At 53.2% G+C, this 12,613-nt stretch carries 5 protein-coding genes; 4 read left to right on the forward strand and 1 reads right to left on the reverse strand.

The annotated features are described in order from the left end of the window. Positions 1–9: 9 nt before the first annotated feature. From HMPREF9442_RS15440 to HMPREF9442_RS13025, 4 genes are all read left to right on the forward strand, one after another. On the forward strand, positions 10–2,718 hold the full coding sequence (locus HMPREF9442_RS15440; RefSeq protein ID WP_008629433.1) for a discoidin domain-containing protein: 2,709 nt from the start codon (positions 10–12) through the stop codon (positions 2,716–2,718). Between the two features lie 13 nt (positions 2,719–2,731). After that, positions 2,732–6,778 (forward strand): beta-galactosidase, encoded by a 4,047-nt coding sequence (locus HMPREF9442_RS15445; RefSeq protein WP_008629435.1) that lies wholly within the window; start codon positions 2,732–2,734, stop codon positions 6,776–6,778. 105 nt (positions 6,779–6,883) lie between these two features. After that, complete coding sequence (locus HMPREF9442_RS15450) at positions 6,884–8,536, forward strand: sialate O-acetylesterase (protein WP_050795537.1); 1,653 nt, start codon at positions 6,884–6,886, stop codon at positions 8,534–8,536. 49 nt (positions 8,537–8,585) lie between these two features. After that, positions 8,586–10,943 (forward strand): glycosyl hydrolase 115 family protein, encoded by a 2,358-nt coding sequence (locus HMPREF9442_RS13025; RefSeq protein WP_147639922.1) that lies wholly within the window; start codon positions 8,586–8,588, stop codon positions 10,941–10,943. Between the two features lie 721 nt (positions 10,944–11,664). Here HMPREF9442_RS13025 and HMPREF9442_RS13035 read toward each other — a convergent pair. Next, a partial coding sequence (locus tag HMPREF9442_RS13035) for a glycoside hydrolase family protein (protein WP_008629441.1) occupies positions 11,665–12,613 on the reverse strand: 949 nt, incomplete at its 5' end.

Genomic DNA, 12,613 nt, shown 5'->3' on the forward strand with positions numbered 1-12,613 from the left:
ATATTACCCATGAACAGAATGAAATTATGTTTGCTGGCTGCATTAACCTTTGGCCATGGTATGGCCGAGGCTGCATTTCGGGATAATCCTACCGAAATGACGACTTCTATTGTAAACCCGAGTTTTGAAGACGGGGCGACGGGTTGGGCAAATGCCGGCTTTTGGACACAGACGAATGATTCACCGACAGGAGAAGGATGGACGAAGGATGGCAAGATTTATATGGAACGGTGGGTTGCTGATTCCCAAACGTTGCCTGATGCAGATTTGCACCAAGTCGTTTCGGAACTTCCGGTCGGTGTGTTTAAGGTGGTTGTCGATGCGCATGCCGTGAATCAAAAGGGGGAACCGGAAGTTTGTCAAGGAGCTTTCCTGTATGTCGGACGGCATGAAACGTCTGTCCATAAGGGTGGTGAATACCAACTTCGTGCCGTAGCCGTGAATGGCACATTGGAAATCGGGTTCAGGCTGAAAGGTACGGATGCCAATTGGGCAGCGGTCGACCATTTCCGTTTGTTGTATGAAGGACACGATGTGGAGGCTTATAAAGAGGAACTGGACATCCTGTTGGCTGTGGCAGAGGAAGGCGCGGCACAGGAAAACTGCCATAACCTGACGAGTCTTCGCAAGGCGATTGAAACAGCAAAGGAAACAGGGGATTCGGTGGATGAGTTAGTAGCCGCACTGCAAGGATTGGATGCAGCTATCAATGAATACGACCGGTTGGCTGTGCAGTATGGGGCTTTTGAACGGGCGTTGCTCAATGCGAAGAAACTGTATGACGGCAGCGATTATGCCGGAAAATCATTGTTTGGAAAAGTGATAGAGGAACTTGAACCTTTGGCTGACAATCCGGAAGGGCAAGATTTGATGGAGGCGGTTTCCAAATTGGAGAAAGCCACACAGGACTATCTGGACACCCGTCCGTCCAATTGGATGACTATCCGTAACGGGGCTTTATGGGTGGACGACCGAGGTGAGCCGGTACAGGCTCACGGAGCAGGTTTCTTGCAAGTCGGCGACACGTGGTACATGATAGGCGAAGACCGTAATAATACATGGAATCCAGATGTGAACATGTATTCAACCAAAGACTTCGTGCATTGGAAGTTTGAGCGTAAGATCATTAAGAACGGTGTGACGCACCCGTCTTTGGGGAATGGCCGTTTCATCGAGCGTCCCAAACTTATGTATTGCCGTAAGACGGGAAAGTATGTCGTGTGGTGCCATTGGGAACAAGGGAACTACGGGGCTTCCGAAGCTGCTGTTTTCTATTGCGACTCCGTGAACGGGGATTATAAGTTCCATTGGGCAGGACGTCCGTTGGGGGTCAAGTCGCGGGATTGCAATGTCTTTGTGGATAATGACGGTACGGCCTATTTCATATCCACCATCGAGGAGAACCAGCATTTGGGGCTTTTTAGGCTGTCGGACGATTATTTAAGTGCGGTGGAATACACGGAACTGTTTAAGTGGCAGTCGCGCGAAGCACCGGCCATCGTGCGCCATGGCGATACCTATTTCATGATGTTTTCGGCTTGTTCCGGTTGGGATCCGAACCAAGCGACTTTTTCTTATTCCAAATCGCTTACTTCCGGATGGTCTTCGCGTGCAAATATCGGTAACTCTGTCGCGTATGACACCCAGGCGGCTTCTGTCCTGACGGTTACCGGTTCCAAAGGCACGTCGTATATGTATGTCGGCGACCGTTGGCAAGACCCAGGATTGGCTGAATCCAAGACCATCATGTTCCCTATATCTTTTAATGGAAATTCCATCGTATTCGATTATAAGCCCCAGTTTGATTTGGATTTGTCCACGGGGCAATGCCGGGATGTCGCGCAGTCATGCTACGTCCCGAAAGGCAAATGGAAAGTGAGGGCATTCAGCAGCCAGGAGACCGGCTCGGAGAACGGAGCGGCAGCCAATGCCATCGACGGGAACCTACAGACGAAATGGCACACCCGGTATAGCGGAGGCGTGGCATCGGCTCCCCACCACATCGAGGTTGACATGGGAGAAGAACATGAGATTGCCGGTTTCCTTTGTGCTCCGCGCATGGACAATTCTTCCAATGGCTTGGTTCGTGACTATATGTTCTTGGTAAGTACCGACGGAGAACAATGGGAGGCTGTCTCCGGAGGCACGTGGTTGCCTTATTATGCCGGGGTTTATTTTGAGCCTGTCAAGGCTCGTTATTTCCGGCTGGTGGCATTGGCGGGGCAGTATGCCAGCATCTCTGAAATCGATATATTGCAAGAGGCACCGGATTCTTTTGCACCTGCATCGGTGAATGGATCATGGCGTTTGGGAGAAAGCTCTCCTTTTTATAATACAAATCCGACGGTACGTAAAAGGAGTACCGTGACCCTTACGGCCAAGACCGGGAGTTCTGGTGGAAGTTGGGCTTTCTATGGTCCGGACGGGGAAATGGGACATACAAACGAATACCGGATTGATAAAGTGTCGGATGAGAACGTGGGCGTTTATACTTTTATATATAGCGACCAGTATTGCCAAAGTGCCAAAGTGGATTTCCAATTATCTATCCGTGGGACGGATGTGGAAAGTGTCGAATCAGGCTTGGCGGTGGTGGATACGAAGTATTACACGTTACAAGGCATGGAAGTGTCCGAGCCTTTAGGGAAAGGCATATATGTCGTGAAAACCTGTTATGGCGACGGGATCGTGAAAGTGGAAAAGAAATTGTTGGACTAAAGGTTGGAAAGCGATGAAAATCAGTAGCGTGCTTGCAGGCATGGCCATTCTGGTGGCGGCTTCCGGTAACGGAAGGGCCGAGGTTTTGCCTTACATACCTTTAAAGGGAGATTTTGGCGGGGCAAATGTGACGGATGTTGAGGGTTTCATTCCGAATATCGGTGATTATACGTTGCAAATGTCTGTTCCGGCCGGATGTCCGGTAGGAATTGCTTTTGGCAATGTGGAACATACGATGGAAGACGGCGGTATGTTGCGTGTAGCCTGCCACGACGGCACAGCCTATGTGTTTGAGAATGGGTTGTACAAGAAGAAAGTGGCGGTAAAGCCACAATACACCCTTTCGGAAACCAACGTCATACGTAATGGCAGTTTCGAGGAAGTGGAAACGGACTTTTCGGGCGGTCGTTGGCAACCGGACGTGTGGGAAACATGGGACGGAGGCAAGCCAACCTGGGGAGGAGAAACCGGCAAGACGAACGTGAGGGAAAACCCGTCCTACCGGAGTGACGGTTTGAAGTCTTTGGTCATGCATAGCGAAAGCCGTTACCTGATGCAGCAGTTGGAACCGGAGGCGTTGAAACCGAACACGGCCTATTTGTTGACTTACGATTACTGGACTTCCGAAGGATATGGCAATGGCAATGCGGCCTACCGTATATTGTTAGGTACCGACCGTTGCAAGGGCGATATTGCGGATTTGCAAGGGCATGTCACACCGGCAGCCGGTATGGGCAAGGGCAGCTATGCTTTGCTCATACAGACCCCGGAGGTATTGCCGGAAAATATATGGTTCTCTTTGTATCGGGCTGAGTCGAAAGTCGATTGGATTGACGATATTGAACTGGTGGAAGTGGACACGGAAACGAAAGGCATTGAAGGACAAGTCAGCAACGTGGTTTATTTGGGGGGATATGCCTTTGCGCCAGACAATCTTGTATTGAGTGACGGCCATAGCATGGAGATGACGGATTATTTGGTGAATGCCGGTTTCTCGGACGGGACATTTGCGGGCAACGCCCCTGTGGGCTGGACGCTTTCCTTTTCCGCACAGTCTAAAATCAGTACGGGGGAGAAAGGCGGGGGGATTATTCCCGGCGGACAAAACCATTGGCAATTGTGGACCGGCAGCGGTGGAATGGACGGAAAGGCCAGTCAGGCCGTAAGCGGTCTTCCAAACGGGAAATACAGTGTAAAGGCCGCAGTGTCTTCATCCTTTAATGGCAAAGTGCAACTTTTTGCGAACGAGGGCAGGACTTCCGTCCTGTCTGGCAATCCTAAAATATATGAAACTTCGGGAATCGTGTTCAACGGTACGCTTGAATTGGGATTGGAAGTGGATGCAAGCGGAAGCCCGACAATAGACATGGATAATTTCGAGCTGACCTATTGCGGAAACGACCGGGAAGGATATATGAAGATAATGAAAGGCATGCTCGAGGAAGCGAAAGCCGATACGCTCGTCATGGTTTCCGGTGCGGATGACTTGCCCGGTTTTAATAATCTTGGCGCATATCGCCGGGCTATCGATGCGGCCGAGTCGCTTGAAGAAGACGCTTCTGCCGGGAGGTTAATCGAAGTTGTCGGCTTGTTGGACGCTGCGATGAAGGAATATGATGGCATTGTGGCCGAATATAAGGTCTTAAAGGATGCTTTCAATCGTTTGGAACAAATTGTGGAAACATCGGATTATGCCGTCAAAGACCGTTTCTTGCAGACGTTGGCGGAAGCACATGCTTTATATGAAAGCAAGGAAGACCGGCGGGAGGAAATAGCTCCCATGTTGGATCGGATAACGGCAGACCAGAAGGAATTGGTGGCTCATGCCGATTTGAAAGCCGCGATAAAGAAAGCCCAAGCCATGTTGGACAAATCAGACTATCCGGGCAGGCAGGACTTTGCGGATGCCATAGCCGGGGCACAGGCTGCCTACGATTCGCCGGTAGGGAAAGACATGTCGGTCGTGATGAAGGAACTCCGCATGGCACAGGCACGGTATTATGATTCCCAGTACACCCGTCCGGCGATGGCACAGACGGTAAGTGAGGTGGACTATGGCTTGGGGAATGGAGTGGAGAAATATGTGCTCCGTGTGGACGGGCGTCCTTTCTACATGACCAATGTGCAGGTCCGTTTGGACAAGCTTTACGGTTATGAAGGGTGGAACGACAGTGAGCTTGAAGCCGTGATGGAACAGGCGGCATCGGATGGCTTCAATACGGTGTCCATTCCGGTTTTCTGGCGGGAGGTGGAACCAGAGAGGGACCTTTTCGACTGGCGGATTTTGGACAAGTATATGGGGTGGTGCAAGAAATATGGCATGAAGATGGAGCTTCTGTGGTTCAGCTGGAGCAGTGGCGGCCGTGTGCAATACCTTTGGAACTGCAATGGACGGAAGGAACTGCGTACGCCGGATTATGTATGTTCCATCGATGGCACATCCGAGTTTAATATGCTCCAAAAGACTTTTGAATATTCGTTGGATTGGCGCGACACGGACCTGCGCGACCGTGAACGTTACGTGCTGTCCCAAGTGATGGAGCATGTGGCCCTTTGGGATGCCAACAATGGAGCACCCCATGTCGTGGTGGGAGTACAGTTAGGCAACGAGGCCCGCGGGCATGGCGGCAATCCGGCCACGCCGGATGAAATCATCAATTATTACCATCATGTGGGGGCTGCCGTGAAGGAATCCAAGTACAAAGTCTGGACACGTTTGAATTGTGTGAGTTATGAAACCAGTGGCAGGACTTCGGCCAACGAAAGAAAACGCAATAGCGGAGGGACGAACATAGACTTTGTAGGTATTGACATTTATGGTACGAATGCCTCAAAGGTAAAAGGAAACATGGACGGGCAGTTGGGGACGAACGGGAAGAATTTCCGTATGATTATGGAGATAGATGCCAAGGATGCCAACTCGCCTGTTTACCAGATGGCGGCCTTGGCCGGTGACAAGTCGTTCGATTACTATAATTATTGTGTGGTGGACGGTAATGCCCTTTATGGGGCGGATGGCCATAAACTGGTAGAACGCGGGCACATCGGAGAAGTGCGCCAAAGGAACAAAATGCTGAACTTGGCCAACCAGGACATTGCCGTCAAATCGCACGGGAAAGGTTTGTACGTCTATAATTATGCAGGAAACTCAGTGTCTGCGGAAACCGGTCTTGAAGGCATTTCTTTCCTTCCGTCTTCATCGCGGGTCCAGGCTGTGGCTGTGCGGCATAGTGCCCGTGAGATATTGCTCCTTTCCACGGCCCGGGGGACTTTTGTGTTGCCGGCCACCATGAAAGTTACGGATGTTTCTTTCGGCTATATGGATGAAGAAGGACGGTGGGTACGCGAAACCGACGGGGAAGTCGTAAACAGGAAAGTCACGTTGGACGGAACGGCTTGCGTGCGTTTGGAGATAGGTGAAGAAGGCACGGGGGAGGAATCATACGTGGTGAACCCCGAGTTCAACAACAGTTACATGGTGGACGGGGCACCTTATGGTTGGACGAATACGACCCATGCGTCGACCTCTAAGATCAGTGTGGAAGCCAAAGGCGACGGGACTGTGATAAAAGGTAACGAGAATCATTGGCAGTTGTGGCACGGTGGTGGCCTTGACGGCAAGATAATGCAGGTGGTCACGGGTTTGCCTGAGGGGCGCTACCGCTTGTCTGCCGGTCTGGTATGTTCCTTTGGTGGCGGAAGCATCCGGCTTTTTGCCGGGGATGCGGAGGCGCCCGTGCGTAACGGGGCTTCTGCCTTTTATGAAGTGGAAGCTGAGGTGAATGGAGACGGTAGCCTGCCCATAGGGTTGGACATCAAGACAGACGGAGGACAGACCACCATTGAGTTTGACCATGTGAAACTTGTTCCGGTGGGTTCGGGGATTTTCGGCTTGACGGATTCCGGCGCGGCCCCGCAGGACTTTAAGGTGTACACCCTTCAAGGCATCCGTGTGAAATCGGGGAACGGCATGCCGGAAGAAGCCGTTGAAGGGTTGCCGCGAGGTGTCTATATAGTGAAAGGCAAAGCAAGTAATACTAAAATAATGTTTCGTGAATAGGTAATTAGTTTTGTTGAGTGCCAACGTGCTTCTTTCTTTCATGCCGTGGAGCGTTTGAATAGCGTATGGCATCGGGAAACAATGCACGTTGGCTTTTTATAATACATGACAACATATATGGATTTCAGGTTGGGGCATTTGCATGCAATTATGGGAGGTTATAGATGTAAGCTTATTTTTTCATTGGCGTTGGCGATGTGTACGGTTACGGTCTTGCCGCAGAACCCGGCAAGTGTTTTCATCACGGCCGGGCAGTCCAATGCAGAGGGGAGGGCGACAGTGGAAGACCTTCCCGTATACCTTAAGGATTTCTCTTACGGCCATCTCCGTTACGCTTTTGTACGTTCCGCGCAGACGGGCAAGTTCGGTGATTTCAGGTTTGGGGATACTTTCGCCTTTTGCGATGTGACGAACTATTTCATAGACCGGGCCATGGATGCCGATTTCTATGCCATCAAATGTACCTACGGGGGGACATCCATTGCTCCCGGCGCGACTGAGCTTGGCAAACCTGTATGGTATGCCGGTAGGGAATGGCTCAGGAAGAACAAGGCCCACAGTGATGCCCATGGGGGAATGTCGTTGGCTCTTTCGCTTACCGAAGGTTTTGCCAAGTGTGCAGGGACGACCCTGTCGAAATTGCCTGGCGGTTATGATGTGAAGGCCATCATGTGGCATCAGGGGGAGAGCGACCGTACTAAGGCCGGGGATTATTATCGGAATTTCAAGGAAATGATAACGTTCATGCGCGAACGGATATATGCCGTGACCGGTAAGGAAAAGGATAAGACATTGCCGTTCATATTCGGGACTGTACCCCATGCTTCCCGCCAATATGACCCGCTTGTGGAGGCGGCCCAACTTCAGGTGGCCCGGGAGTTGCCCAATGTCCATGTCATTGACTTGAGCGATGCCGGGCTACAGGCCGACGGGTTGCACTTCGACGGGGCATGGACGGAATATGTCGGTAAGCTCATGTTTGATAAGCTAGTCGGGTTAGGGCTTGTAGATGCTCCTCCGGCAGGTGCGTCCCGTCCGCCGGTTGCCAATGGGGTGGACAGTCTTTTGACATGGCACTATCCCCAAATCCCAAATGGCAAGGCGGTTGTAATATGTCCCGGGGGTGGATATGGGCATCATGCCATGGGGCATGAAGGGAACGAAGTGGCCGAATGGCTTGCCGGAAAAGGTTACTTGTGTGTTGTCCTCAAATACCGTTTGCCCGGCGGGCAAAGCAACATTCCCCTTGACGATGCCCGGGATGCCATACGCCTGTTACGCGGCAAGTCCGATGAGTTGTGCATAAGTCCCGACCGTATCGGTATCATGGGATTTTCTGCCGGGGGGCATTTGGCCGCAAGCGTGGCCACGTTGGGCGACAGCTTGGGCAGGCCGGATTTTCAAATCCTGATGTATCCGGTCATATCGATGTCGCCGGAAATAACGCATTGGGGCACACGCAACCATTTGATAGGCATGGATGCCCCGTCTTTATTGGCAGAACGCTATTCGCTTGAAAGGCAAGTGGACGGGAAGACGCCTCCCGCCATCATCATACTTTCGGCAGATGACCCTGCCGTCAGTTCCGAGAACAGTTTGCGCTATTTCAATGCCCTTAGGGAAAATCATGTCCCCGTGTCCATGTTCATATACCCCGATGGCGGCCATGGATGGGGGATGAAGGACTCTTTTGCTTATAAGGGCCGGTGGATGTACGAACTGGAAAATTGGCTTGAGGGTTTAGACGTGAATAAATGATATGGCATAGCGGGCCGGAGTATGGATGTATGGTAAATCAATTAAGGATATGAAGAAGTTTATAGTGAGTTTTTGTGGACTGTTGTGTTGTGTGTGGCCCGGCCGGTTGTCGGCGCGTGGCATGGCTTTCGTCTTGCAGGCCGGGAGGGCTGCCGGTGTGGAACTGTCCCCGTCCGAGAAGCCCGTGGTGCATACGGCGTTGTCGATTTTGCAGCGCGACGTACGGGCGGTCTTGGGCGATTCCCTGCGGATTTTGCCGGCAGGGGGAGACATCGTGGCCGGTACGGTCGGCGAGGGTGGTCTTGTCGAGAAAACGGGGGCTGACCTCGATGCCTTGGAGGGGAGGAAACAGGCTTTCCTTTTGTCGGTACTCCCCGACGGGCGGCTGCTTGTGGCCGGAAGCGACAGCCACGGCACGGCATACGGCCTGATGGAAGTGTCGCGGCTATTGGGTGTCTCACCGTGGGAATGGTGGGCGGATGCCACTCCCGAGACTCGTACGCACTTTGAATTGCCTGCGGGCTACCGTGATTTGCAATTCCCTTCCGTGGAATATCGGGGCATCTTCATCAATGACGAGGATTGGGGACTGATGCCGTGGAGCAGCACCTGTTACGAACCTTGGCATAAGAAAGGGCGCATCGGGCCGCGCACGAACGAGCGCATTTTTGAGTTGCTCCTGCGCTTGCGGGCCAACCTCTATTGGCCTGCCATGCACGAATGCACCGAGCCATTCTTCCTGACGGACGGGAACCGTGAGGTGGCCCGGCGGTTCGGAATTTATATCGGTGGTTCGCACTGTGAACCGATGGCATCCAGTACGGCCGGGGAATGGCGTAGGCGAGGGAAAGGAGATTATGACTATGTACGCAACCATGCGGCAGTGCGCGATTTCTGGGAAGAGCGTGTGAAAGAAGTGGCCGGGCAGGAAATCTTCTATACTATCGGGATGCGTGGCGTGCACGACGGGCAGATGCAGGGAGCCAAGACCGTGGACGAACAGAAGGCCGTGTTGGAGCGGGTCATCCGCGACCAGAGGGATTTGCTGCGGCAGCACGTGGATTCCGACGTGACGGCGGTGCCGCAAGTGTTCATTCCCTACAAAGAGGTGTTGGAGGTCTACCGTGCAGGGCTTCAGGTGCCGGAGGATGTCACCCTGATGTGGTGTGATGACAATTACGGTTATATCCGGCACTTCCCCACGCCTGAGGAACGTGCCCGGAAGGGCGGCAACGGGATTTATTACCATGTGTCGTATTGGGGGCGTCCGCACGACTACCTTTGGTTGGGCACTTTCAGCCCGGCCTTGCTTTTCCAACAGATGAAACTGGCGTACGACCGTGGCATCCGGAAAGTGTGGGTGCTCAACGTGGGTGACATCAAACCGGCTGAATACCAGACGGAATTGTTCCTCGATATGGCGTGGGACATGGACAAGGTGGCCGCAGAAGGCGTGTCTGCCCATTTGGAGGGATTCCTGTGCCGGGAGTTTGGCCGGAAGGCCGGGAAAGCCCTGCGTCCGGTCATGGAGGAGCATTACCGTCTGGCATACGTCCGCAAACCGGAGTTTATGGGCAATACGCGCGAGGAAGAGCGTGACCGGGCTTACCGCGTGGTGAAGGATTTGCCTTGGAGCCGCAGGGAAATACAGGAACGCTTGACGGACTACCGGGAGATTTCCGACGAGGCCGGGCGGTGGGCTTCACGTGTGGATGCCGGTCGCCGGGATGCTTACTACCAGTTGGTGCAGTACCCTGTGCAGGCGGCTGCGGAGATGAACAAAAAAATGCTTTACGCCCAACTGGCACGCCACGGTGATGCCGGTTGGAATTTGAGCGACATGGCCTACGACAGTATTGTGGCCTTGACGCGGCGGTACAATGAAGGCATAGCCAATGGTGGAAAGTGGAACGGGATGATGGACTATCGTCCGCGCCGTTTGCCGGTGTTCGAGCCTGTGAAGCGTGAGGTTGCGCAGGATGCTTTGCCGGAAGGACGTGAGGTCCTGTTCCGTTGGAACGGGAATGAGTGTAGCCGTGGCTGTTACGTGGCATGCGAGGGCCTGGGCTATGAAGGGAAAGCCGTCTGTGTGGAGAAAGGCACGGAGCTGTCGTTCGATTTCAACCTTTCCGGACAGGATTCCGTGGAGGTGGAGGTCCGTCTGCTGCCCAACCATCCGGTGGAGGGGAACCGCCTGCGTTTCCTCTTGTCGTTGGACGGGACGGATTCCGCTCCGGTTGGCTATGAGACCCTGGGGCGTAGCGAGGAGTGGAAAGAGAATGTGCTGCGGAACCAGGCCGTCCGCTGCGTCGTGTTGCCGCTCGGGGGGAAGCGGAAGCACCGGCTTGCTGTCCGTGCATTGGACGAAGGCGTAGTCTTGGACCAGGTGATGCTGTACCTTCCGTAAGGAGCAGCAGGCAAGCTGTGGCATGAAACAGCGTGGGGCCGTCCGGCGGTATTGCCGCAGGCGGCCCCTTTCCGTTTGCCTTTCAGGATGGATTCTTCTGCCGTTTTTGCCGTTTTGCTATCAAAATGACAGTAAAATCCCGGTTGGGCAGGCCGGAATCTTCGTGTTCTACATCTGTTTTAGGGAGGTCGGGAAGGCTTTTTGGATACATCCTTTTACCATTCAGCCCTGTTTTTTACTTATTTTAAGCAAAAAGGCGAACCGTTTTCAGCCAAGCGATTTTTCGTTTGGCGCAAGAAACATTTTTTTTCTCCGCATGTCGTGCGGATTTTCTCTGCATGTCGGTCCGAAACCGGACTGAAAGCGAGTCATGACCTCCCTGAATCGTTGATTTTTTCTTCTGTATGAAGAGTTTCCGCTTGTCCCGGACGGATGCCAGTTTGTCGTGCCATTCCGCTTGTTTGCTTACGTGCCCGTGGTTCATGGGCGCAGGTTGCGGTTTTCCGGGTTGCTTTATGGCAGCCGGGACCCCCTTATGGCTCGCAAACAGTTTCTTTTACACTGCGCGAGAATCGCATATTTCCGTTCTTGTCCCGTGCAGGGTATGAATAAAGGATTCTCGTGAGGCCATGGGTGGCATATTGTCAAAATGAAAGCATCCTTTTCGAGGATGCTTTCAAGTTATTTTCCATCTGCATGGACGATTGCTGGGCTGTTCCGTTTATTCTTCAAAGATGCAGACTTGCCTGATGCCGATGCGGCATCCCTTGCTGCCGTAAATCTTCTTTGACTTGTCGGTCCATACGGGACTGATGCCGGTCACTTCCACGCAAAGCATATAGCTGTCCATAGGCATGTGGGGCGTGATGGCGCGTATGCCCGTGTCGGGGTATTTGCTGTAAAAGTCCACGAGTGAGGAGTAGAGCGTGTCTTGTCGGGCATTCAGGATGCTCACACGGGCATACCCTCCATGTGGGCCGGCTTCTCCGATGAGGGCTGCGTGGGTGCCTTTGAACTTCATTTCCAACGTGCTTCCGCGCGTGTCGGACAGTATGGCCCCGTTTTCCTTTTTCCAGTTGTCAGGGCACGGCCCGTCCGCAGGAGACACAATCTTGCCGCCTTTCAGGGCATCCGTGGGCCGGAGCGTGCGTATGTCCCATGCTTGCCAGTATTCGGGAATGGATATTCTTGTGCCTTCCGTCAGCAGGGGCATCCACACGTAAGTGGCGGCAGAAGCCTGATGGGGATACGACCAACGGTCGCCCATGAACAACGGAATGGTGTCGTTGCCGTGCCGAAGGGGGAAAACGAAAGTGGTTTGCGAGTTGTAGGTGAGTCGGCCTTCCGGGCAGAACAGGCCGCGTCGTGTCCACGGGCCTTCTATCCGTGGGGCGGTAAAGTAGAAATTGTCGTTCTTCTCCCAACTGGTCAGGTTCGAATAGAGCAAGTAGTATATGCCATCCTTTTTGAACATGGCAGGGGATTCGCCGGAGTCCTTGACGTGGGCCACTTCCGTTTCCACGGAGCGGTAATCGTCGCTCAGGCGGTAGATGGGGCCGTGGTGGATGAGCAGGTAACCCTTGCCGTCGGTGTCTTGGAACGTGCCCATGTCCCAACGCTTGACAGGTTTCCCTTGATAGAGCAACGGGCCTTGCAACTGGTAGTCCCCG

This window comes from Paraprevotella xylaniphila YIT 11841 (assembly GCF_000205165.1).
In the GTDB taxonomy this organism is placed as follows: domain Bacteria; phylum Bacteroidota; class Bacteroidia; order Bacteroidales; family Bacteroidaceae; genus Paraprevotella; species Paraprevotella xylaniphila.

Excerpts from the sequence above, each read along its gene's own strand:
- HMPREF9442_RS15440 (WP_008629433.1), top strand. The coding sequence starts at position 10 with ATGAACAGAATGAAATTATGTTTGCTGGCTGCATTAACCTTTGGCCAT.
- HMPREF9442_RS15445 (WP_008629435.1), top strand. The coding sequence starts at position 2,732 with ATGAAAATCAGTAGCGTGCTTGCAGGCATGGCCATTCTGGTGGCGGCT.
- HMPREF9442_RS15450 (WP_050795537.1), top strand. The coding sequence starts at position 6,884 with ATGACAACATATATGGATTTCAGGTTGGGGCATTTGCATGCAATTATG.
- HMPREF9442_RS13025 (WP_147639922.1), top strand. The coding sequence starts at position 8,586 with ATGAAGAAGTTTATAGTGAGTTTTTGTGGACTGTTGTGTTGTGTGTGG.